Source organism: Pseudomonas simiae, from assembly GCF_000934565.1.
In the GTDB taxonomy this organism is placed as follows: domain Bacteria; phylum Pseudomonadota; class Gammaproteobacteria; order Pseudomonadales; family Pseudomonadaceae; genus Aquipseudomonas; species Aquipseudomonas simiae.
Map to the genome: position 1 here is coordinate 2619643 of NZ_CP010896.1, position 23444 is coordinate 2643086.

Consider the following 23444-nt stretch of genomic DNA (forward strand, 5'->3'; position numbering starts at 1 on the left):
CATCAAGGCTTCATGGCGACAAAGGATTTTGCCTGGGGCGGCCTTTCGCCCATAATCCTTCTTTTTGCCACACCCCACATCCCGCAGGAGCCCCATGGAGCAATTTCGCAATATCGGCATTATCGGTCGCCTGGGCAGTACCCAGGTGTTGGACACCGTCCGCCGGCTGAAAAAATTCCTGCTGGAACGCCATCTGCATGTGATCCTCGAAGACACCATCGCTGAAATCCTCCCCGGCCACGGCCTGCAGACTTCATCGCGCAAGATGCTCGGCGAAGTCTGTGACATGGTGATTGTGGTCGGTGGCGACGGCAGCCTGCTGGGTGCGGCCAGGGCCTTGGCTCGGCATAACGTGCCGGTGCTGGGGATCAACCGTGGCAGCCTGGGGTTCCTCACCGATATCCGCCCCGATGACCTGGAAGTCGAAGTGGCCAAGGTGCTCGACGGCCATTACCTGGTGGAAAACCGCTTCCTGCTGCAAGCTGAAGTGCGTCGCCACGGCGAAGCCATCGGCCAGGGCGATGCCTTGAATGACGTGGTGCTGCACCCCGGCAAGTCCACGCGGATGATCGAGTTCGAGCTCTATATAGACGGCCAGTTCGTGTGCAGCCAGAAGGCCGACGGCCTGATCGTTGCCACGCCTACCGGCTCCACGGCCTACGCGCTGTCGGCGGGCGGCCCGATCATGCATCCCAAGCTGGATGCCATTGTGATCGTGCCGATGTACCCCCATATGTTGTCGAGCAGGCCTATTGTGGTCGATGGCAACAGTGAGCTGAAAATCGTGGTGTCCAAAGACATGCAGATCTACCCCCAGGTGTCGTGTGACGGGCAGAACCATTTCACCTGCGCCCCCGGTGACACCATCACCGTGAGCAAGAAGGCACAGAAGTTGCGGTTGATCCACCCGCTGGACCACAACTACTACGAAGTGTGCCGCACCAAGCTGGGCTGGGGCAGCCGCTTGGGGGGTGGAGGCGACTGATGCTCGATCCCGCGCGTAGCTACGACCTGATTGGTGACGTGCACGGTTGCGCCCATACCCTTGAGCACCTGCTCGACCTGTTGGGCTACCACAAGCAGGGCGGCACCTGGCGCCACCCGTCGCGCATGGCGGTGTTCCTCGGCGATATCATCGACCGTGGCCCGCGCATCCGCGAGGCCTTGCACATCGTCCACGACATGGCCGAGGCCGGCCAGGCGCTGTGCATCATGGGCAACCATGAGTTCAACGCCCTGGGCTGGACCACGCCCGCACCGCCTGGCAGTGGCAAACAGTTCGTGCGCGAACACAACCCACGGCACGCGCGATTGATCCACGAGACCCTGACCCAATTCGAACAGCACCCGGCCGACTGGCACGACTTCCTCGGCTGGTTCTACGACATGCCGCTGTTTGTCGATGCCGGACGCTTCCGCGTGGTGCACGCCTGCTGGGATAACGGCTTTATCGATCCGCTGCGCGCGACTTTTCCGAACGGATGCATCGACCAGCATTTCCTGCAGGCCGCCGCCGTACCGGGCAGTTTTGCCTGTAATGCGTTCGACCGCCTGCTGCGTGGCACCGACATGCGCCTGCCGGATGGCTTGACGCTGACCGGTGGCGATGGCCTGACGCGCTCATTCTTCCGCACCAAGTTCTGGGAAGACGACCCCAAGACCTACGGCGATATCGTGTTCCAGCCCGACGCCTTGCCGGAACCGGTGGCGCGTACGCCGTTGTCGTCCACCGAAAAGAATTCCCTGCTGCGCTACGGCGTCGACGAACCCTTGCTGTTCGTCGGCCATTACTGGCGCAGCGGCAAACCGGCGCCGATCCGACCGAACCTGGCCTGCCTGGACTACAGCGCAGTGCTGTATGGCAAGCTGGTGGCCTACCGTCTGGATCAGGAGACGCGGCTGGATCCGAATAAATTCGTATGGGTCGACGTTGAGCGGCCCGAGGTCATCAAATGAGTGCTGTGGCGGTATTACGCTTACCCTTGAGCGTCGACCTGGGCGGCTTTGTCCTGCTGCTGCAACGTATGCAAGTCCCCCATCGTGTCAGTGAAGAGGCGGGTGAGCAGGTGTTGTGGGTGCCCGAGAACATCAGCGACGACGTGCGCGTACTGTACCAACGCTTTCCTGCCGGGGACCCGGACCAGCAACTGGATATTCCCGAGCAGGCTCCGGTCAAGCGGCCCGGGTTCATTCAGCAACTGCGGCACAGCCCGTTGACCGCTTTGGTGCTGCTGGCAAGTATCATTGTTGGCGCCGTGACCTTGCTCGGTGAAAACCTGCAAGCCATGAGCTGGCTGACGTTCCTGCCATTTCGCATCGTCGGCGAGTACATCCAGTTCACGCCGCTGGCCGATAGCCTGGCGGCGGGGCAGTGGTGGCGGCTGGTCACCCCGATGCTGATCCACTTTGGCATCCTGCACCTGGCCATGAACGGCATGTGGTACTGGGAACTGGGCCGGCGCATCGAAGCGCGCCAGGGCAGCATCAACTTGCTGGGCCTGACGCTGTTGTTCAGCCTGGTGTCCAACTACGCTCAATATGCTTATGGCGGCCCCGGCCTGTTCGGTGGGTTGTCCGGCGTGCTGTATGGCCTGCTCGGGCATTGCTGGATTTTTCAATTATTGTCGCCTAACCCGGCCTATCGCTTGCCCCGCGGGGTGCTGGTGATGATGCTGGTATGGCTGCTGCTCTGCCTGTCGGGGCTGGTCTCGATGATCGGTTTCGGCGAAATCGCCAACGCTGCCCATGTCGGCGGCCTGGTTATCGGTTGCCTGACGGGTTTGCTGGGTGGGCTATACAGCCGCCGCAAAGCGTCTATTTGATAAGGAAGAGCCTTATGTCCTCTTTTGCTGAAATGATCGAAAACATCACGCCGGACATCTACGAGAGCCTCAAGCTCGCCGTGGAGATCGGCAAATGGTCCGATGGCCGCAAGCTCTCTGCCGAACAGCGCGAACTGTCGTTGCAGGCCATGATCGCCTGGGAAATCCAGAACCTGCCGGAAGACCAGCGCACCGGCTACATGGGCCCGCAGGAATGTGCGTCCAAGTCCGCGCCGGTGCCGAACATCCTGTTCAAGTCGGATGCGATCCATTGATTGAAATTGGTCGCGGTGCAGTCAGCAAAATGTCGGCGCAACTCGGTGAGCCGACCGTTCAATATGCGTTTCGCCTAGGCGATGCCGAGGTACCGGTCAATCCATTGATCGGTACTCACGTGCGCCTGGAATACCTTGGTGCCATTCATTGCAGCCATTGCGGCCGCAAGACCAAGACCAGCTTCAGCCAGGGTTACTGCTACCCGTGCATGACCAAGCTGGCCCAGTGTGACCTGTGCATCATGAGCCCCGAGCGTTGCCATTACGATGCCGGCACCTGCCGCGATCCGGGCTGGGGCGAAAAATTCTGCATGACCGACCACGTGGTGTACCTGGCGAACTCGTCGGGGATCAAGGTTGGCATCACCCGCGCCACCCAGTTGCCGACGCGCTGGCTGGACCAGGGTGCAAGCCAGGCGCTGCCGATCATGCGCGTGGCGACGCGCCAGCAGTCCGGGTTCGTCGAAGACCTGTTCCGCAGTCAGGTGGCCGACAAAACCAACTGGCGCGCGCTGCTCAAGGGCGACGCCCAAGCGGTCGACCTCAAGCAGGTGCGCGATGAGCTGTTCGCTTCCTGCGCCGAAGGCTTGCTCGGTTTGCAGGAACGCTTTGGCCTGCAGGCCATCCAACCGGTGACCGACATCGAACCGATCGAAATCCGCTACCCGGTGGAGCAGTATCCGGCCAAGATCGTCAGCTTCAACCTGGACAAGAACCCGATTGCCGAAGGCACGCTGCTGGGGATCAAGGGCCAATACCTGATCTTCGACACCGGCGTTATCAATATTCGTAAGTACACGGCCTACCAGCTCGCCGTGCATCAGTAGAAGGATGCCACCCATGCGCACCGAACAACCGAAGATGATTTACCTGAAGGACTATCAGGCGCCGGACTACCTGATCGAAGAGACGCACCTGACCTTCGAGTTGTTCGAGGACCACAGCCTGGTCCACGCGCAGCTGGTGATGCGCCGCAACCCTGAGCGCGGCGCGGGGTTGCCGCCGTTGGTGCTGGATGGACAACAGCTGGAATTGTTGAGCGTGAACCTTGCCGATCAAGCACTCGGCGCTGATGACTACCAACTGACCGACAGCCACCTGACGGTCCAGCCGAAAAGTGCGAGTTTTACCCTGGACACCACGGTAAAAATCCACCCGGAAACGAACACCGCCCTGGAAGGCCTGTACAAGTCCGGCAGCATGTTCTGCACCCAGTGCGAGGCCGAAGGTTTCCGCAAGATCACTTACTACCTCGACCGCCCGGACGTGATGAGTACCTTCACCACCACGGTCATCGCCGAACAGCATCGCTACCCGATCCTGCTGTCCAACGGCAACCCGATCGCCAGCGGTCCTGGCGAAGACGGCCGCCACTGGGCAACCTGGGAAGACCCGTTCAAGAAACCGGCGTACCTGTTTGCCCTGGTTGCAGGTGACCTGTGGTGTGTCGAAGATACGTTCACCACCATGACTGACCGTGTCGTAGCGCTGCGTATCTACGTCGAGCCGGAAAACATCGACAAGTGCCAGCACGCGATGACCAGCCTGAAGAAGTCCATGCGCTGGGACGAAGAAACCTATGGTCGCGAGTACGATCTCGACATCTTCATGATCGTGGCGGTGAACGACTTCAACATGGGCGCCATGGAAAACAAGGGCCTCAACATCTTCAACTCCAGTGCCGTGCTGGCCCGTGCCGAAACCGCTACCGACGCCGCGCACCAGCGGGTCGAGGCGATCGTCGCCCACGAATACTTCCACAACTGGTCGGGTAACCGCGTGACCTGCCGCGACTGGTTCCAGCTGTCGCTCAAGGAAGGCTTCACCGTGTTCCGTGATTCGGGCTTCTCCGCCGACATGAACTCGGCCACGGTCAAGCGCATCCAGGACGTGGCGTACTTGCGCACCCACCAGTTCGCCGAAGACGCCGGCCCGATGGCCCACGCGGTGCGGCCGGACAGCTTCATCGAAATCTCCAACTTCTATACCCTGACCGTGTATGAAAAAGGCTCCGAAGTGGTGGGCATGATCCACACCTTGCTCGGTGCCGAAGGCTTCCGCAAAGGCAGCGATCTGTACTTCGAACGCCATGATGGCCAGGCCGTGACCTGCGACGACTTCATCAAGGCCATGGAAGACGCCAACGGCGCCGACCTGACGCAGTTCAAACGCTGGTACAGCCAGGCCGGCACGCCACGTCTGGCGGTGAGCGAGTCCTACGATGCGGTGGCCAAAACCTACAGCCTGACCTTCCGCCAGAGCTGCCCGGAAACCCCGGACAAGGCGGAAAAACTGCCGTTCGTGATCCCTGTGGAATTGGGCTTGCTGGACGCTAAGGGCAGCAGTATGGCCTTGCGCCTGGCCGGTGAAGCGACCGCTGGCGCCACGTCGCGCGTGATCTCGGTGACCGAGGCCGAGCAGACCTTCACGTTCGTTGATATCCCTGAGCAACCGTTGCCTTCGCTGCTGCGCGGGTTCTCTGCGCCGGTCAAGCTGAGTTTCCCGTACAACCGCGATCAACTGATGTTCCTGATGCAGCATGACAGCGACGGTTTCAACCGCTGGGATGCCGGCCAGCAGTTGTCGGTGCAGGTGTTGCAGGAACTGATTGCCCAGCATCAACAGGGCCAGGCGTTGCACATGGATCAGCGCTTGATCACCGCGCTGCGCAGCGTGTTGAGCGACGAAAGCCTGGACCAGGCGATGGTTGCGGAGATGCTGTCGCTGCCGGGTGAAGCCTACCTGACCGAAATCAGCGAGGTGGCGGATGTGGATGCCATCCACGCCGCCCGCGAGTTTGCGCGCAAGCAATTGGCGGATAACCTGCATGAAGCCCTGTGGCTGCGTTACCAGGCCAATCGCGAGCTGTCCAAGCAAACGCCGTACGTGGCGGCCGCCGAGCACTTCGCCCGTCGCGCATTGCAAAACATCGCGCTGTCGTACCTGATGCTCAGCGGCAAGCCGGAAGTGTTGGCGGCGACTCTCGAGCAGTTCGACACCAGCGACAACATGACCGAGCGCCTGACCGCGCTGGCGGTGCTGGTGAATTCGCCGTTCGAAGCGGAGAAGGCCCAGGCCCTGGCGGTGTTTGCCGAGAACTTCAAGGACAACCCGTTGGTCATGGACCAGTGGTTCAGCGTGCAGGCCGGCAGCACCTTGCCGGGCGGGCTGGCGCGCGTGAAGGCGTTGATGGAACACCCGGCGTTCAACATCAAGAACCCCAACAAGGTGCGCGCCTTGATGGGGGCCTTTGCCGGGCAGAACCTGATCAACTTCCACGCGGCGGACGGTTCGGGTTATCGCTTCCTGGCGGACCTGGTGATCGAGTTGAATGGTTTCAATCCGCAGATCGCTTCGCGGCAGTTGGCGCCGTTGACCCGCTGGCGCAAATACGACAGCGCACGCCAGGCGCTGATGAGGGCAGAGCTGGAGCGCATTCGGTCGTCTGGTGAGCTGTCGAGCGATGTGTTCGAAGTGGTCAGCAAGAGCCTGGCTTAAGCTGGAGCGATGAATAAAAAACGGCCTGTTCGACAGGCCGTTTTTTTTCGCCTCAGATAACCGGCGGGCGAGGGGAGTCCAGGCCGATATCGATGGGGAAACGCTCGGCGATGATGCCGTGCGGTACACCCAGTGGTATGGCGCTGGCATGGTCGAGACGGGTGACGTGCTCGGCCGACAATTGCACATTCAACGCGCCCAAGGTGCTGTCCAGTTGGGCGCGAGTGCGCGAACCCAGGATCGGGATCAGTGCGGTGGTGGAGCGGCGCGCCTTTTCCCGTAGCCAGCCGATGGCAACGTGGGTCGGGGAGGCTTCAACTTCGGCGGCGACCGCCAGCAGGGTATCCAGCACGGCGGTTTCACGGGCGCTGTGTTCGGCGTGCACCAGGATCCCAAGTTTGTTGGCGCGGTTGTCGTCCTGGGTGTTGCGGTACTTGCCTGTCAGGAAGCCACCGCCGAGGGGCGACCACAGTGTTGCAGCCAGGCCCAGGGCTTCGGCCATCGGCAGCAATTCGCGGTCGGCGGTGCGCTCGACCAGACTGTATTCCACCTGGATGCCGATGATCGGCGCGAAGTTGCGCACTTCGGCCAGCAGGTCGGCGCGGGCAATACGCCAGGCGGGAAAGTTGGAAAGGCCGGCGTAGTGGATCTTGCCGGCGCGGACCAGGTCGTCGAGGCCGCGCAGGATCTCTTCCATGGGCGTGACGTTGTCGCTCATGTGCGCCCAGAGCAGGTCGATCCGGTCGGTGTTCAGGCGTTTGAGGCTGTCTTCCACCGAGCGAACCAGGTTCTTGCGATTGTTGCCCAGCCTGATCGTGCCTTCATCCGATGGCTGGGAGCGCAAGGTGTACTTGGTGGCCACCACCAGGTTGTCACGCTCGGTGGCGATAAACTCACCCAGCAGTTTTTCGGCCTGGCCGAACTGGTAGCCGTTGGCGGTATCGAGAAAGTTGCCGCCGGCCTCAAGGTAGCCGTCGAAGATTTGTTTGGCTTCATCGCGTTCGGCGCCATGGCCCCAGCCCGTACCGAAATTAGCGGTGCCCAAGGCCAGTTCAGATACCTGCAGACCGCTGCGGCGGCCAAAGACTTTATTGCGCATAGAAGGACTCCTGAGGCTGTGATGGTTAATACATGTCTATCAACATGTATTAAATATGATGCTGGTAATGTATTCGGTCAAGAGGCTTTTTCACTGCTGACGTTTTCTGACAGGGGGCTCTGCTAAGCTGCATCACTTTTTTTCTCGGCAGGCATTCCCGTGTCGCGCACCACTCGTCTACTGACTTTGCTCCAGGCCTTGCGGGGCAAGAAACGCCCGGTGACTGCTGCCGTGCTGGCGGCGCAGCTAGAGGTGTCCGAGCGTACGCTTTACCGCGACATTGCCGAATTGACTGCATTGGGCGCGCCGATTTTCGGCGAGGCGGGGGTTGGATATGTGTTGCGAAGCGGCCTGTTTCTGCCGCCTTTGATGCTGAACGCCGAGGAAACCGAGGCTATCGTGCTCGGCTTGCGTTACGTGGATCAGCGCGGTGATGACGTGCTCAGCCGCGCCGCCGCCAATGCTTTGGCGAAAATCGCCGACGTGCTCGACCCGGCCGCTCAGGAAGCCTTGCGCAACCCAACGGTATTGCCCGGCCCGCCAGGGTTCGGTTATCCGGAAAACCGCGTACCCCTCAACGTGTTTCGCGAAGCCATTCGCAGCCAGGCCAAATTGCAGATCGATTACGCAGACGCCAGCCAGACCCAGAGCCAACGTCTGATTTGGCCCCTGGCCTTGGGGTTCTTGAACGAAGTGCGGGTGATCGTCGCCTGGTGTGAATTGCGTGGCGCGTATCGCACCTTCCGCACCGACCGTGTGGCCAGTGCCCAACCCCATGGCGAGCGTTATCCGGGGCGGCGCAGTGATTGGCTACGGGCCTGGCGCAAGCTGATGGAACAGAATGAGGACGGGCCGTTTACTCCTGACAAAAACTGACACAACCCTGGCTTAGCATGGCGTCACCAATCACCTACAAAGGAGCTGTGCCATGTCTATTCCCGAGTTGGCGCCGGCCATCATGGCCTACCTCGAGGCGGCCAACAGCCGTGACACCTCGGCTGTCGCCGATTGTTTTGCCGACGACGCCAATGTGTTCGATGAGGGGCAGCATCAAGTCGGCACCGTTGCCATCGCGCGCTGGATGGAAGACACCGCGCGCCGTTACCAGCCGCGGGTCGAAGTGCTCAAGGTGCAACACCGAACGGGCAAGGTGCTGGTCAGTAATGTGGTGTCTGGCAATTTTCCCGGAAGCCCGTTGGAGCTGCGCTACACCTTTCGATTGAACGAGCAGGGTAAGATTTCGCGACTGGATATTTCCCTGTAGGTCATACTGGCGGGCATGACTTTCGACTCGCCCCGCGCTGCCTACCAATACGCCATTGCTCAACCGGGCTTCGTTGCCGACGACGCTCAGCGTCGAGCGGTCGACGCGCTGCAAGCCTGCCATGAAGCCCTACATCGGGGGCGTGCGCCAATCATCGGCGTCTACCTGTGGGGGCCAGTGGGGCGTGGCAAGACCTGGCTGATGGACCAGTTCTACCAGAGCCTGCGGGTGCCTGCGCGGCGCCAGCACTTTCATCACTTCATGGCGTGGGTGCATCAACGGCTGTTCCAACTGACAGGCACCCATGACCCCTTGCAGGCCCTGGCGCGCGAGCTGAGCCAGGAGGTGCGCGTGCTGTGCTTCGATGAGCTGTTCGTCAATGACATCGGTGACGCGATCATCCTGGGACGCTTGTTTCAGGTGATGTTCGAGGAAGGCGTGGTGATGGTCTGCACGTCGAATCAACCGCCTGGGCAGTTGTACGCCGATGGCTTCAACCGGGAGCGTTTTTTGCCGGGCATTGCGGCAATAGAACAGCATATGCAGGTGGTGGCCGTGGACGGCGAAAAGGACCACCGCTTGCACCCGGGCGTGGCGTTTCAGCGCTATTGGGTCAATCAACCCGACGCGCTGGCCGGTGTATTCAAGCAATTGGCGCAAGGGCAGGCGGTGCAGAGTGGGCCGGTGACTGTCGGTCATCGCTCGATCATCGCGCAGCAGTCCAGCGACACAGTGCTCTGGTGCAATTACGCGGACCTGTGCGAGCAACCCCTCGCGGCGATGGATTTCATGCTGCTGTGCGATCGCTTCAAGGCGATCCTGTTGGGTGAAGTGCCCAACCTCAGTGCGCAAAAACGCCCCGGCCGGATCGCCCGAGGTACCGAAGATGGCGCACAGCGCGTGGAGGCGGGTGATCGCGAGTTGCCGCAATTGTCGGTGCACGATGACAGTGTGCGTCGTTTCATCGCCCTGGTGGACGAGTGCTACGACCGCAAGGTGCCATTGTTCATCGAGGCGCGGGTACCTCTGGAGTGTCTTTATACCGAGGGTTACCTGGAGTTTGCGTTCCGTCGGACATTGAGCCGCCTGCGGGAAATGCAGTTGCTGCGTTTCGCCTGAGGGCGTGTGAAAAAACACAGGAATCGGCTGATTGTCAGCTTTCAACGGCACAGCCTTGGCGCTTTCATGCGCATTTTTGTAGTTAATCTCCTTCATCTGTGTCCGGCTCCACGCTTACAATCGTGCCCCTATAGGGAGCCGATTCCCTTGTAGTCGTGATTGAGGACGGAAATGGACACCCCAGATATCCTGGTGCTGCAAGCCAGCTATACCAATCCCGTGCATGCGCAAGCTATTGGCCGCGTGCTCAACCATTACGCCGAGGACCCGATGGGCGGTGGCCACAGCCTGCCTGCCGATCTTCTGGAGCAGTTGCCGGGCGAGCTGGCCAAGCGACCTCATGCCTTCAGCGTGCTGGCGTTTGTGGGAGGGGAGCCGGCAGGTCTGGTGAATTGTTTTGAAGGGTTTTCCACATTTGCCTGCCGTCCGCTGGTCAATGTCCATGACGTGGTTGTGATGGATGCGTTTCGCGGGCTGGGGTTGAGCCAGAAAATGCTGCAGAAGGTCGAGGAAATTGCGCGTCAGCGGGGCTGCTGCAAAATCACCCTGGAGGTGCTGGAGGGCAATGCGGTGGCTCAGTCGGCCTATCGCAAGTTCGGTTTTGATGACTCGATATTTGATCCAGCCCACGGGCGCATGTTGTTCTGGAGCAAACCGCTTTAATCAATCACAGGCAAAAAAAAGGCGCCATTAATTAAATGGCGCCAAGTTCACCTTAGCCATAGGAGCAGGATGGTAAAGGGCCGTGCGGTTAACGCAGTTGAATCAAGTGTTCGGTAGTTCCTCGGCGGTAGATTGACCGGCTGCCTCTTTCTTCACGTTCTTCCCATCAGCCTGCGCGGTTTGTTCTGCAGTGCCGTGAGTCTTTTGCTGCATGAACGTGAAGTTGTTGTAGAACTCTTTCGAGCGCTCGGAACCACCTTCGGCGAAGGCGGCGGCGGAGGTCAGGGTCATCAGGCTGGCAAGCACCAGGGTCGAGAGTTTCATGGCAGTATTCCCATTAAGAGTGATCGGTATCCGCTCTGTCCTTGATCAGATTCATGGGGCGAGTTTGAGGTGAGTTTATTAAGTAGGAATTAACTCGGAAAAAACCGCGAAGTTAACAATTTCGTTAACTTCGGGTTAAAAGATCTTACAGCTTCCAGTCCAATGCCAGAGTGATCGAACGAGGGTCACCCCAATACACGCCATTGTAAAAACCGACACGTTCGTAATATTTTTTATCAAATAGATTGTTGACGTTAATGGATGCCGAAACATGTTCGTCAAACTGGTAGCGCGACATCAGGTTGACCACGGTGTAGGCCTGCTGGGTGATCTTGGTCGGAGTCGTGATGAGGTCGCCGTCCTGGTTCCGGCCACCCGTTGGACGCCCGGCAAATTTGTAGAACTCGCTCTGCCAATTGACCGCGCCACCTACCGTCAACCCTCGCCATTCACCCGGCAGGCGGTAGGCTGTCGACATCTTCAGCAGGTTCATCGGCTGATCGGTGTTGTTGCGTTGCTTATCGCCGTTGACCGAGTGGGTGTAGGTGTAGCCTGCGGTGAGATTCCAGTCGGGCATCACTTCGCCTGACACCTCGACTTCAAAGCCCTGCACCTTGTTGCCTTTGCCACCGGATTTATAGAACTGCTCGCGGGTCACCGGGTCGGGTGGCGCGGCGTTGTCGAGTTCGGCCACGTTATCCTGGGTGCTCCAGAAGTACGCGGTGGCCAGGTTCAACCGCTCGTTCAGCAGGCTGCCCTTGAGGCCGATTTCGTAGTTGCTGCCCACCACCGGTTCCAGGTATTTCTTGCTGGCGTCGCGTTCGTCCTGCGGGTTGAAGATATCGGTGTAGCTGGCATACACCGTGTATTGCGGTGTCAGGTCGTAGAGTAGCCCGGCGTAGGGCGTCCACATGTCGTTGTGGGTCTGGCGGGTTTTGGGTTCGGGGATACGCTGGTTATTGGCGTCATAGTCAACAGGAGTGCTTTCGATTTCCCAGCTGCCATACCGGCTGCCCAGTACCGCGTGAAGTCTGTCGGTCAGGCTCAGTCGAGTGGCCAGATACCCGGCTTTTTGTTGTTTGCTTGAGTGAGGGCCCTTGAGCCCAGTGGTACGGTCGGGGAACTTGACGATACCGCCCATATCTTGCCAATCAGGGATGGTTTCGTAGCCTTCGGGTGTGCTGTAACGCTGGTAGGGCGAGGAATCCCGCTGCTCCGACTCCCCATACCCCACCATCAATTCATGCTCGCGCCCCAGCAGTGTGTAGGTGCCGGCGAGGTTGAAGTCCACGGCATCCATTTTCGACGTGCCCACCATCTGGTTGGTCCAGGCGGTCATGCCGCTGCCGTCCGGATTCGGGAAGCCCGCGCCGCCGTAATAGACCTTGCCGTCGGTATCGCTCTGTCGGTGGGTGTAGGCGGCTTTCAGGCGCCAGTCCTCGGACAGTTTGTGGTCCAGGGAGGCAAAGGTGGTCTTGTCCTTCAGCGGCCAGGAGCTCCAGTCGGTGGCCATATTGGCGGAGCGTGACAAGCGGGCCTTGCCGCCATCGCTGTTCCAGTAGGGCAGTGTGCCCCATGAGGTGCCCTGAACATGCTTGTTCTGATAATCGAAGCCTACGGCTACCACGGTATCGTCTGTCAGGTCGGCCTCAAGAATGCCGTAGCCGACTTCCCTTTGCAGAGCGTAGTTGTCGCGAAAGGATTGGCTGTCGCGGTAAGCCATCACGGTACGTCCGCGCAGGCGCCCGTCAAATGCCAGCGGGCCGCCCACATCCAGGTAGCTGTAGTAGTTGTCATGGCTGGCGCCGCTGACGCCGGCTTTGGCTTGCCACTGTGACGTCGGGCGTTTGCGGATCATGTTGACCGTGGCCGAGGGATCGCCTGCGCCGGTAGTCAGGCCGGTCGCACCGCGTACCACTTCGATACGGTCGTAGATGATGGTGTCGGCGTCTGACTTCATGCGCCCGAATGTATTGAGCATGCCATCCACCTGGAAATTGTTGATGGAGTAACCGCGCGATGAGTAGCCGGCGCGGTCCGAATCCAGGTGTTGGACGGTCACCCCGGTGGTCTGGCGCAGCGCATCGGTCAATGTATTGAGATTGAAATCATCCATCTGCTGGCGAGTGATCACCGAGATGGATTGCGGGGTGTCTTTGACCGACAGGTTCAGGCGGGTGGCGGTGCTCATGGAACCGGTGGTGTAGGCCCCGGTGTGCTCGGTGGTGGCACCCAGGCCTTCGGCGGTGATACTGGTGGCACCGAGTTCGAGGGCGTTGTTTTCGGGGTCGGTTTCAGCCAGCAGATCCGGGCTTGCTACCACAGTGAACAGGCCGAGGGTGAAGGTCATGGAACGCGTAAAGGGCGCGAACATCGCGGAAGACTCCTTGTCGTCTTTGCAGCCTTCTCAGTAAAAGAAGGCCTTGGCTCAAAGACGAAAGGAGGCGCGGAACTTTAGGGTTAAACGAGAATGATTGTTATCTTTCTATTGCAAGGGCTCTTGTAGCACCACGTCGGTGGTGCGCTTTTTCGGCTTGATCAGGCTGAAGTCGATCAGGCCTTTCTGCTGACGCTCGTAGGGGTTGCCGATCATCAAGGGGCGAGGCGTGAAGCTGTCGCTGACCAGGCTCTTGCTGCGGTCCCATTCATCGAAACTCAGGCCCGCCAGGTCCGCCCAGGTGTGGATCAGTTGGGAGCTGCTGTACGGGCGTTGCAGGTCGCCGGCGAAACTCCAGTCGTGGCTTTCGCGCCATTTGGGGGAGGCGTAGGCCATGAACGGGATGGTGTACATCGGCGCCGTCGGCTTGCCTTCGTTGCGCCCCAAGGTGGTGTGGCCGGCGGAGTCGAAAACGTCTTCGCCATGGTCCGACAGGTACAACAGGAAGCCATTGGGGTCGGTCTTGGCGTAGTCCTTGATCAGGCTCGACACCACAAAGTCGTTGTACAGCACGGCATTGTCGTAGCTGTTATAGGTCGGCAACTGCGCATCGCTGACGCCCTCCGGTACGCCTTGGCGATCGGTGAATTTGTCGAAGGTCGGCGGATAGCGGTACTGGTAGCTCATGTGGGTGCCCAAGAGGTGCACCACGATGAACTTGCGTTCGGCGGGGTCGGCCAGCGCCTTGGAGAAGGGGGCAAGCACGTCACCGTCGTACTGGCGAGCGTTCTGGTTGCGGTTGTTGTTCAGGTACACCTGCTCGTCGGCCTGTTCGGAAAAGGTTGTGAGCATGGTGTTGCGTTTGGTCATGGTTTGCTGGTTGGTGATCCAGTAGGTCTTGTAGCCGGCCTGCTTCATCACGCTGACAATCGACGGTGTCTTGAGGTACAGGTCCGGATTTTCTTCGTCGGCAAAGGTCAGCACCTGTTGCAGTGCTTCGATGGTGTAGGGGCGCGGTGTGATGACGTTATCGAACACTGCCAGTTGATCACGCAGCTTGTCCAGTTCGGGCGTGGTGTTGCGTGGGTAGCCGTAGAGGCTCATGCGCTGGCGGTTGGTGGATTCGCCGATCACCAATACCAACGTTGACGGCTGGCCAGCCATGCTGTCCTTGAGGTTTTTCAGGGGCGGGATCTGGCTGGCGCTGGTCAGCATGCCTTGCATGTTGTCCAGCTGTTCGGTGTAGCGGCGATAGGCAACAATCATCTGCCATGGCACGGCAGGCTCGATGCGGGTTTCGAAGCGATCAATAGCCTGTTCCATGTTATCGCTGGTGGCGATCTGCTTGACCAGCGGATAACCCACCACAGCCAGCACAATGGCGGCCGCGGCGAGCATCGACTGACCGCGAGGCAGATAGACCGGGCGCAAACGGGTCCAGAGGAACACGGCGAAGGCGGTATGAGCGATGAACGCCAGCACGATCCACCAGGCAAAATACTGGGTGGCGTATTCACCGGCTTCCGAAATGTTCGACTCGAACATGATGAAGATGACGCTTTGGGAAAATTCCTGCTGGTAGATGAAGAAATAACCCAGGCTGGCCATGGAGCAAGCCCACAGCACGACGCCGATCAACGCGGCGAGCAGACGTGTACGGCGGGGGAACAGCAACATGGGCGCCAGCCACAGCGCGCTCATAAAGAAGGCTTGGCGAAAGCCACTGAAACCGGAGGTTCCGGTCAGTTGGATCAGCAGTTGGGTAATACCCGAGAAGTACCAGAAGAACAGAAACAGCCAACCAAGACCGGCCCAATCAAAGCCTTTCGCAGACGTAGTGCTGCGTTTGAACATCGCCATCCAGCGCTCCAACCCGATAATTTTTTCAGTTGACGCGCAGGGGCGCGCGCAACAGAGGCCACCCTTGCATGGGGCGGCCCTTCGGGCGGGAGTATCGGGAGGGGTATGTGAAAACTTTGTGAGATTTTTGTAGCTGTTATCTTACAAAGTGATCGCAAGACTCAGCAGAGTGCGGGCTGGACGCCGGCGGGCTGGTCCAACTGGGCTTGGATGATGTGCGAACGCAGGCGCATGACTTCCTGCTGCAGCTGTTCGCGTTCGTCTTTCAACTGGCGCAACTCATCACGTCGAATGGTGACATAGAGGGTCTGTGGCGGACGATTCATCTGTGCAGTGCTCATTGCTTACCTCGCAAATAGCCGGTATGTCGCGGTGTGCCAGAACGCTTGAGTCGAGGTTCTCGGCAGCAGTCGAGGCTAATTCTGAATTCTTTTTGCGGGCAATGGAACTTTTTTATTTTTGATGGTCCTGTGACTTTTTGTGCCGTGATGGTGAAACGATGGCAACTTTTTTCCATGAAACTACAGGTATCCGCGCTGGACTAACCCTCATTAGCCTCATTGCGCTATAAACTATGTCACACATTTTTTAGTAGTTAGGAGCATCAGCACATGCAACTGGGGATTATCGGACTAGGCCGCATGGGCGGGAATATTGCACGGCGCCTGATGCTCAATGGGCATACCACCGTTGTTTACGACCGTAACGAAGCATTTGTAAAAGGCCTGAGCGAAGAGGGCGCTACCGGCGTTGCCGATCTCAAGGCCCTGGTTGCCGGGCTGCAGAAGCCGCGCACCGTGTGGGTGATGCTGCCAGCCGGCGCACCGACCGAAGACACCATCAACGAATTGAGTACGCTGCTGGAAGACGGTGATGCAATCATCGACGGCGGCAACACCAACTATAAGGACGACGTCCGTCGGGCCAAGGCGCTGGCGGAAAAAGGCTTGCACTATGTCGACGTCGGCACGTCCGGCGGCGTCTGGGGCCTGGAGCGTGGTTACTGCATGATGATCGGTGGCGACGCCGAGACCGTGCAGCGCCTCGATCCTATCTTCAAGAGTCTGGCCCCTGGCCTGGGCAACATCCCGCGCACCAAGGATCGCTCAGACAGCGCTGACCCGCGCGCCGAGCAAGGCTATATCCACGCAGGCCCTGCGGGTTCCGGGCACTTCGTCAAGATGATCCACAACGGCATCGAGTACGGCATGATGCAGGCGTTCGCCGAAGGCTTTGACATTCTCAAGACCAAGAACTCGGAAAACCTGCCCGAAGACCAGCGCTTCGACCTGAATGTGGCCGATATCGCTGAAGTCTGGCGCCGTGGCAGCGTAGTGTCTTCCTGGCTGCTGGACCTGACCGCTGACGCCTTGGCCACCGACCCGAAACTCGACGGCTATTCCGGCTCGGTTGCCGACAGTGGCGAAGGCCGCTGGACCATCGAAGCGGCCATGGAGCAAGCCGTGCCGGTGCCGGTGCTGTCCACCTCGCTGTTCGCACGCTTCCGTTCGCGTCAGCAGAGCACCTACGGTGACAAAATGCTTTCTGCCATGCGCTTCGGCTTTGGTGGTCATGTGGAGACTTCCAAAAAATGACCGCCAACGGCAAGAAACCCAAGGCCGAACCCGCTCCACCCACCACGCTGTTTCTGTTTGGTGCCCATGGTGACCTCGTCAAGCGCCTGCTCATGCCGGCGCTGTACAACCTCAGTCGTGATGGCCTGCTGGGCGACGGCCTGCGTATTGTCGGCGTTGACCACAACGCCATCAGCGACGCCGATTTCGCCAAGAAACTCGAAGACTTCATTCGCACCGAAGCAGCGAGCAAGGTCAAGGGAAGTGGTGAAAACGCCCTGGACCCTGAGCGGTGGGCGCAATTGGCCAAGGGCATCAGCTACGTCGAGGGGGATTTCCTCGATGACAGCACCTATGCCGACATCGGCAAGAAGATCGCTGACAGCGGGACCGGCAACGCGGTGTTCTACCTGGCCACTGCTCCGCGCTTCTTCAGCGACGTGGTGCAGCGCCTGGGCAGCGCCGGCCTGCTCACGGAAACCGAAGACGGCTTTCGCCGCGTGGTCATCGAGAAGCCCTTTGGCTCCGACCTGGCCACCGCTGAGGCGCTGAACGCCAGCCTGCTCAAGGTGATGAGCGAGAAGCAGATCTATCGCATCGACCATTACCTGGGCAAGGAAACGGTGCAGAACATCCTCATCAGCCGTTTCTCCAACGTGCTGTTCGAAGCGTTCTGGAACAACCATTACATTGACCATGTGCAAATCACCGCCGCTGAAACCGTCGGCGTTGAAACCCGTGGCAATTTCTTCGAGAAGACCGGCACTCTGCGCGACATGGTGCCCAACCACCTGTTCCAGTTGCTGGCGATGGTGGCCATGGAGCCTCCCGCTGCCTTCGGCGCCGATGCCGTACGGGGTGAAAAGGCCAAGGTGATTGGCGCGGTGCGCCCTTGGTCGCTTGAAGATGCACGGGCCAATTCGGTGCGCGGGCAGTACACCGCCGGTGAAATCGGCGGCAAGTCGCTGCCGGGCTATCGCGAAGAGGCGAATGTCGCCCCGGACAGCAGCACCGAAACTTTCGTCGCCCTCAAGGTGATGATCGACAACTGGCGCTGGGTCGGCGTGCCGTTCTACCTGCGCACCGGCAAGCGCATGAGTGTGCGCGACACCGAAATCGTCATCTGCTTCAAGCCTGCGCCCTACGCGCAATTTCGCGATACTGAGGTGGATGAGCTCAAGCCCACCTATTTGAAGATCCAGATCCAGCCCAATGAAGGCATGTGGTTTGACCTGTTGGCGAAAAAGCCCGGGCCGACCCTGGACATGGCCAACATCCAGCTGGGTTTTGCCTACAAGGACTTCTTCGAAATGCAGCCGTCGACGGGGTATGAAACCCTGATCTATGACTGCATGACCGGCGACCAGACCTTGTTCCAGCGCGCAGACAACATCGAGAACGGCTGGCGTGCGGTGCAGCCATTCCTTGATGCATGGAAGGAAGACGATGGGATCCAGACCTACAAGGCCGGTGAAGATGGTCCGGCTGCCGCCGACGCCTTGCTGGCCCGTGACGGCCGCACCTGGCATAGCCTCGGATGAGTGATGCTGCGATCCATCCCATCCGTTTTATCCTCAGTGATGTGGACGGCACGTTGCTGCATCCGGATCACAGCCTCAGCCAACGCACCGCCGACGCGGTGCGTGCCTTGCGTGACAGCGGGGTGTTTTTCAGCCTGGCCAGCGGGCGTCCGCCCAAGGCCATGCTGCACTTGATCGAAACCTTCGGCATCGACGTGCCCGTCGCTGGTTTTAACGGCGGTACGCTGATCCATCCCGATGGCAGCATTCTGGTTGCCCATCATCTGCCGGCGGAGGCGGCGCTGGTGACGTTGGCGTTGTTCTCGGCTGAGCCGGAGGTGGAGGTCTGGGTGTTTGCTGACGGCGACTGGTTGCGCCGCGACCCGGCAGGGCCGATGGAGCCGCGCGAGGCTGAGGGGCTGGGCTACGGGCCGGTCGTGGTGGAGAGCTTTGAACCCTACCTGGAGCGTGTGGACAAGATTGTCGCGGCCAGCAACAACACGCAGTTGCTGGTGGAGCTAGAGGCGCAGTTGCAGCCCAAGGTGCAGGGGTTGGCCCAGGTGTCGCGTTCACAGCCGGTGTACCTGGACGTGACTGCAATGTTGGCCAACAAGGGCGAGGCCTTGAAAACCTTGGCGGCGCACCTCGGCATCGCCATGGAGCAGACCGCGGCCATAGGGGATGGCGGCAATGACCCTGCCATGTTTCAGGTGGCCGGGTTGTCGATTGCCATGGGCCAGGCTGAAGAAACCGTCAAGCGTCAGGCCAGCGTGGTAACCGGTAGTAATGTCGAGGACGGTGCCGCAGAGGCCATCGAGCGGTTTATTCTGGCTGCTCAATAAGCGTCGCGCGTTTTAACACTGAACTTGCGCTGATCTAAACCGATAAGCGCAAGTTGCAGTGGCGGATTACTTAGGCATTGCCCACGATTGCAACTGGTAGCCACTTTTATCGAGTTCGGCACGGGCCTGCAACAGCAAGTCTTCAAGTTGTGCCGGGTCGGTATAAGCACTCGACGACAGTTGTTTGCTACCAATACGGGTATTGGTGCGGTCGATGACGCTCAGGCTGAGGGCGCCATTGCCGTCATGCCAGGCCACGCACTGAAAGGGCTGGAAGGCACGGTCTGCGATCAAAAGAGCTTCGTTGATGCGGAGCGGGGCGTTCATGTGGGTTCTCTCTCATTGCCCATTCAAGTGAGTGCCGGCGGTTGGGCTGACCGTGCGGCGGGTTACTTGTACTGATGCACGATGGCGGGGTACGGGTCACATGTTAAAGCAACTATTTTCGATATTTAGTGATTAACGTCATGTAAGCGGCTGTTTTGAAAGCTGAATGGAAGTCTCGTCGACGCCTAACTTTTTCAGTCTGAACACCGGCTAATGGCTTTTTGCCCCGACTTATAGCGAAACGATACAAGGCCAGCGTCAAAACCTTGCTAGGGTAAGCGGCAGACGTCACAAACTATTGTTTCTAAATAACTTTAACAATGTTGACGCCAAGGAACAGTCATGGGTGGACCCCCCGTTCAACGTCGATTGCTAGTGGTTGATCCCTGTGACGACTGCCACGGGCTGCTGCCCGGTTTGCGTGCGGCGGGGTGGGAAGTCGACAGCTGCACCTTGGAAGGGGTCGGTGACCGGTCTTGCGATGTCGGCCTGTTGCGCCTGCAGCCCTATCACCTGGAACGTCCTGAAGCGGTCAAAGAACTGATCAGCCGCAGCGGCACTGAGTGGATCGCGGTGCTCAGCCAAGACGTGCTACGCCTGCAGAACGTCGGTGACTTCGTCTGCGAGTGGTTCTTCGATTTCCATACCTTGCCGTTCGATGTGGCTCGCGTACAGGTCACCTTGGGCCGCGCGTTCGGCATGGCACGCCTGCGTGGCAAGGGCTACACGGCGGTGGATGAACCCGAGCATGAACTGCTGGGAGACAGTCGACCGATCCGCGAACTGCGCAAATTGCTCTCCAAACTGGCGCCCACCGAATCCCCGGTATTGATCCGTGGCGACAGCGGCACCGGTAAAGAACTGGTCGCCAAGACCCTGCACCGCCAATCCCAACGTCACGCCAAACCATTTGTGGCGATCAATTGCGGGGCGATCCCTGAACACTTGATCCAATCCGAATTGTTTGGGCATGAGAAGGGCGCGTTTACCGGTGCACACCAGCGCAAGGTCGGGCGGATTGAAGCGGCCAACGGCGGCACCCTGTTTCTCGATGAAATCGGCGATCTGCCGATGGAGCTACAGGCCAACCTGCTGCGCTTTCTCCAGGAAAAACAGATCGAGCGAGTGGGGGGCAGCCAGCCGATTCCGGTGGACGTGCGGGTATTGGCGGCGACTCACGTCGACCTTGAAGCCGCCGTAGAGAAGGGTACTTTCCGCGAAGACTTGTACTACCGGCTCAATGTCCTGCAAGTGGTCACCGCGCCTCTGCGTGAACGGCATGGCGACATAGCGATGTTGGCCAACCACTTTTCACGTTTCTACAGCCAGGAAACCGGCCGCCGCCCACGCAGTTTCAGTGACGATGCGTTGGTCGCAATGGGTGAGCACGCCTGGCCAGGCAACGTCCGTGAGCTGGCCAATCGCGTACGCCGTGGGCTGGTCTTGGCCGAAGGACGGCAGATAGAAGCCGTTGATCTGGGATTGCAGGGTCAACAGGCAATTTCGCCGCCGATGGCTACACTGGAAGACTACAAGCACCGCGCCGAACGTCAGGCGCTGTGCGACGTGCTCAACCGGCACAGTGACAACTTGAGTGTGGCGGCCCGTGTACTGGGGGTTTCCCGACCCACGTTCTACCGGTTGCTGCACAAACACCAGATCCGCTAGGGCGGGTAAACCGAAAAGCCCCGCAACGACCCTTATCGTTGCGGGGCTTTTCCTTGTTTCGACTACCCGTAGTAGGCGCGAGCTTGTTGGCGAATACCGTCGTTTCAGTTAGAAGTAATAAGGGAATTTCAGGCTGAACGTAAAGTCCGGCGCATCATCCGTCATCCCGATCGCCAGGTTCGGCACAATCGTCAGGTTATCCGACGCCGCAATGGTCATGCCCACGTTGAAGTAGCCTGCGTTGGCATCGCTGGACACCACCGACTGCCAGTCCCCACCGTCAGGCTTGAGCTTGCTCTTGCGCTGTATCAGGTCGGAGACCGAGAACGACATACTCATCTTTTCGTTCAGGGCGAAGGCTACACCGACGCCGAGCTGGAAGCTGTCGCCCAGCCTGACTTTGCCGCCGACCTTCTGATTGACGTCACTGCTGATGTCGTCAAACGAATCTTCGAAGTTATGGGTGTACGAAAGCGAGCCAAACAGCACGGCCGGGTCGAAGGTCTTGACCAGCGAGATGCCCGGTGTGATCGACCAGACACCGTTACCGGTCGGCAGGCTTTCCGGTACATAGAGGTTGTCGTTGGTAGTTTGCCTGACCAGCTTGATGCCGAAGGGTTCTTTACCGGTCGGCGCCTTGACGCGTACCGAAACCACCGCGTCCGGCAAGGTAGGGGTTTCATCGAGGAATTTGTACGCCACGCCGAAGTTCACGTCACCGATGGTTGGATCGCGGCTGACGTCTGCTTCAGAGGTGGCAGTGGCATCATTGCCGGCGCCGCTCGATTGGTAGGTCGATTCGCGGTACACCACCGGCACGTTGACGTCGAACTGCCAACGGTTATCGACGTTGTAGCGACCGGTCAGGTCCAGGGTCCAGCTATCGGCTTTGATCCGGTCCAGGTTGATATTGCCGAGGAAGATAGAGTCCAACGCCAGGAAGCCGTTGAGGGTGAGCTGGCGGGCATCGTAACGCGCGTAGGTGATGCCGGTTTCAACGCTGAACTTGCCGTTGCCGAAAAAGCCGCTGGCCTCGTTATAGAGGTTGCTCACGCTTTGTGCAGGGGCTGAGTCGTCCTTGAGTGACTGACCGTAAGAACTGCCGCCACCACCTGCACCACCAGAGGCTGCTGCTGCGCCCGTACCTGCCACGGTCGTGCCACCTTTCTTGAAGTCTGCCGGGGACTTGGCCAGGCGCTTGGGCGCGGGTGCCGCGGGTTGGTCCTCCACCTGGCGCACCCGTTGCTCCAACACCGCCAGGGCTTTTTGCTGTACATCGTACCGCTGCTTGAGTTCCAGAAGTTCCTGTTTGAGGGTCTCGATATCGGCGTCTGGCGCGGCATACAACACGGATGCGGGCAACAGCGTACTTAAACAGACCACCGCACGTAGCGATAACGATCGATGCATGAAATAAGCCGTCCTGTTCTGAATGCGAAAGTGCCGAGGGTCAGCGTAGTTCAATAACCGAGAGTGCGTAGGCCTTTGAGTTGATCCAGGTTGCAGTTCAACGCCGGGTTGTTCAGGCCGTTATTCATCACCACATTGAGTTGGGTCATATTGGTGACGAAGTTGGCATTACCGGTCAGGACGATGGCCTGGCCCAGATTGCCGCCACCGATTTGTTGGAGGCTGTTGCCTTGATTATTCTTGGACTGGATCGCCATCTGCAGGCCGCCGTTTCTCGCCGAAACAGCAATATCGCCCGCAGCGCTGGTGCCGTTGACTATTCCACCTGCCAGCAGTACCTGCCCGGATTGCACGACATTCGTGGGGGCCAAGCCATTTTCAGTCACGTTGATACCTACATTGTTGTAGCCCGTATTACCGTCACCGGCTGTACGTACGCTCTGAGTCACGCCTTGGCCACTGCCCAGGCCTGCGCCGCCGGTCACGGTGCCGGTGCCCGGCCCCTGGTTCGTGCCTGAACCTGATGAGCCGGTGGTTTGTACATAGAATTGCGGTGTGATGGTGGACGCGTCGACCTGCATGCTTGCCGTGCCCTTGATGATATCTCCGGCAGCGTTTTGAAACGTGCTGCTCATGACGATGCCGAAGCTGATAATCCGCCCCGGCATCACATATCGACCGCGCAGCTCGGCCATTTCCGAATCCTTGAGTTCGATCGGTTTAAACCCCGATGAAGCATAAGCGGGCATTGAGGCTGCCAGACACAAGACCGTCAGCCAACGGGAAGTGTTCATCTGCTGCT

Annotated in this window: 22 protein-coding genes; 14 read left to right on the forward strand and 8 right to left on the reverse strand. The window is 59.4% G+C overall.

Annotated elements, in window-relative coordinates:
• The first annotated feature begins 94 nt into the window (after nt 1-94).
• From PF1751_RS11810 to pepN, 6 genes are read left to right on the forward strand one after another with little or no spacing between them, the layout of a single operon-like run.
• Nucleotides 95-985 carry an NAD(+) kinase gene (locus tag PF1751_RS11810; RefSeq protein WP_010210870.1) on the forward strand — a complete coding sequence of 297 codons (891 nt, stop codon included), beginning with the start codon at nt 95-97 and terminating at the stop codon, nt 983-985.
• Nucleotides 982-1956, forward strand: coding sequence for a metallophosphoesterase (locus PF1751_RS11815; protein ID WP_373422413.1), 975 nt, complete (start codon nt 982-984; stop codon nt 1954-1956). Before PF1751_RS11810 ends, PF1751_RS11815 begins: the two co-directional genes overlap by 4 nt.
• Entirely contained in the window at nt 1953-2822 is an 870-nt protein-coding gene (locus tag PF1751_RS11820; protein WP_021491805.1) for a rhomboid family intramembrane serine protease, read from the forward strand. The genes PF1751_RS11815 and PF1751_RS11820 overlap by 4 nt, the downstream gene beginning before the upstream one ends.
• 14 nt (nt 2823-2836) lie before the next feature.
• Nucleotides 2837-3097 carry a YeaC family protein gene (locus PF1751_RS11825; RefSeq protein ID WP_010210866.1) on the forward strand — a complete coding sequence of 87 codons (261 nt, stop codon included), beginning with the start codon at nt 2837-2839 and terminating at the stop codon, nt 3095-3097.
• Nucleotides 3094-3924, forward strand: a complete 831-nt coding sequence (locus tag PF1751_RS11830; protein WP_021491804.1) for a DUF2797 domain-containing protein — start codon at nt 3094-3096, stop codon at nt 3922-3924. Before PF1751_RS11825 ends, PF1751_RS11830 begins: the two co-directional genes overlap by 4 nt.
• Before the next feature lie 13 nt (nt 3925-3937).
• Nucleotides 3938-6595 carry an aminopeptidase N gene (gene pepN, locus PF1751_RS11835; protein WP_010210861.1) on the forward strand — a complete coding sequence of 886 codons (2658 nt, stop codon included), beginning with the start codon at nt 3938-3940 and terminating at the stop codon, nt 6593-6595.
• Between the two features lie 52 nt (nt 6596-6647).
• Here the strand turns inward: pepN and PF1751_RS11840 are convergent, their stop codons facing one another.
• On the reverse strand, nt 6648-7694 hold the full coding sequence (locus tag PF1751_RS11840; RefSeq protein ID WP_010210860.1) for an aldo/keto reductase: 1047 nt from the start codon (nt 7692-7694) through the stop codon (nt 6648-6650).
• A 159-nt stretch (nt 7695-7853) separates the two neighbouring features.
• Here PF1751_RS11840 and PF1751_RS11845 point away from each other — a divergent pair, with 159 nt between their 5' ends.
• The 4 genes from PF1751_RS11845 (at nt 7854) to PF1751_RS11860 (ending at nt 10740) form a co-directional block, all read left to right on the forward strand.
• A complete protein-coding gene (locus PF1751_RS11845) occupies nt 7854-8570 on the forward strand; it encodes a helix-turn-helix transcriptional regulator (protein WP_021491802.1) in 717 nt (238 codons plus the stop codon).
• A gap of 52 nt (nt 8571-8622) precedes the next feature.
• A complete protein-coding gene (locus PF1751_RS11850) occupies nt 8623-8958 on the forward strand; it encodes a nuclear transport factor 2 family protein (RefSeq protein ID WP_010210857.1) in 336 nt (111 codons plus the stop codon).
• Between the two features lie 15 nt (nt 8959-8973).
• A complete protein-coding gene (zapE, locus tag PF1751_RS11855; RefSeq protein WP_010210856.1) occupies nt 8974-10077 on the forward strand; it encodes a cell division protein ZapE in 1104 nt (367 codons plus the stop codon).
• 171 nt (nt 10078-10248) lie between these two features.
• Nucleotides 10249-10740 carry a GNAT family N-acetyltransferase gene (locus PF1751_RS11860; protein ID WP_042571581.1) on the forward strand — a complete coding sequence of 164 codons (492 nt, stop codon included), beginning with the start codon at nt 10249-10251 and terminating at the stop codon, nt 10738-10740.
• A 102-nt stretch (nt 10741-10842) separates the two neighbouring features.
• Here the strand turns inward: PF1751_RS11860 and PF1751_RS11865 are convergent, their stop codons facing one another.
• The 4 genes from PF1751_RS11865 to PF1751_RS29235 all read right to left on the reverse strand — a co-directional run bounded on the left by PF1751_RS11865 (nt 10843) and on the right by PF1751_RS29235 (nt 15642).
• Entirely contained in the window at nt 10843-11064 is a 222-nt protein-coding gene (locus PF1751_RS11865) for a hypothetical protein (protein ID WP_010210854.1), read from the reverse strand.
• 145 nt (nt 11065-11209) lie between these two features.
• Entirely contained in the window at nt 11210-13438 is a 2229-nt protein-coding gene (locus PF1751_RS11870) for a TonB-dependent siderophore receptor (RefSeq protein ID WP_010210853.1), read from the reverse strand.
• Between the two features lie 111 nt (nt 13439-13549).
• Entirely contained in the window at nt 13550-15301 is a 1752-nt protein-coding gene (locus tag PF1751_RS11875; RefSeq protein WP_010210852.1) for a phosphoethanolamine transferase CptA, read from the reverse strand.
• A 161-nt stretch (nt 15302-15462) separates the two neighbouring features.
• Complete coding sequence (locus PF1751_RS29235; RefSeq protein WP_255213030.1) at nt 15463-15642, reverse strand: DUF6026 family protein; 180 nt, start codon at nt 15640-15642, stop codon at nt 15463-15465.
• A 270-nt stretch (nt 15643-15912) separates the two neighbouring features.
• On the opposite strand from PF1751_RS29235, the gene gnd reads away from it, so the two are divergent.
• From gnd to PF1751_RS11890, 3 genes are read left to right on the forward strand one after another with little or no spacing between them, the layout of a single operon-like run.
• Nucleotides 15913-16896: a phosphogluconate dehydrogenase (NAD(+)-dependent, decarboxylating) gene (gene gnd, locus PF1751_RS11880; RefSeq protein WP_021491799.1), complete on the forward strand. Its 984-nt coding sequence runs from the start codon at nt 15913-15915 to the stop codon at nt 16894-16896.
• On the forward strand, nt 16893-18416 hold the full coding sequence (gene zwf, locus PF1751_RS11885) for a glucose-6-phosphate dehydrogenase (RefSeq protein WP_042571579.1): 1524 nt from the start codon (nt 16893-16895) through the stop codon (nt 18414-18416). The genes gnd and zwf overlap by 4 nt, the downstream gene beginning before the upstream one ends.
• Complete coding sequence (locus PF1751_RS11890; RefSeq protein ID WP_044287049.1) at nt 18413-19237, forward strand: Cof-type HAD-IIB family hydrolase; 825 nt, start codon at nt 18413-18415, stop codon at nt 19235-19237. Before zwf ends, PF1751_RS11890 begins: the two co-directional genes overlap by 4 nt.
• Before the next feature lie 66 nt (nt 19238-19303).
• Here PF1751_RS11890 and PF1751_RS11895 read toward each other — a convergent pair whose 3' ends face one another.
• Nucleotides 19304-19564: a hypothetical protein gene (locus PF1751_RS11895; RefSeq protein WP_010210845.1), complete on the reverse strand. Its 261-nt coding sequence runs from the start codon at nt 19562-19564 to the stop codon at nt 19304-19306.
• Nucleotides 19565-19906: 342 nt separating this feature from the next.
• On the opposite strand from PF1751_RS11895, the gene PF1751_RS11900 reads away from it, so the two are divergent.
• Nucleotides 19907-21232 (forward strand): sigma-54 dependent transcriptional regulator, encoded by a 1326-nt coding sequence (locus tag PF1751_RS11900; RefSeq protein ID WP_021491796.1) that lies wholly within the window; start codon nt 19907-19909, stop codon nt 21230-21232.
• A 108-nt stretch (nt 21233-21340) separates the two neighbouring features.
• Here PF1751_RS11900 and PF1751_RS11905 read toward each other — a convergent pair whose 3' ends face one another.
• The gene (locus tag PF1751_RS11905) at nt 21341-22642 is read right to left on the reverse strand and encodes a transporter (RefSeq protein WP_021491795.1); all 1302 of its coding nucleotides are present in this window, start codon (nt 22640-22642) and stop codon (nt 21341-21343) included.
• A 50-nt stretch (nt 22643-22692) separates the two neighbouring features.
• Nucleotides 22693-23436, reverse strand: a complete 744-nt coding sequence (locus PF1751_RS11910) for a hypothetical protein (protein ID WP_021491794.1) — start codon at nt 23434-23436, stop codon at nt 22693-22695.
• Between the last annotated feature and the right edge of the window lie 8 nt (nt 23437-23444).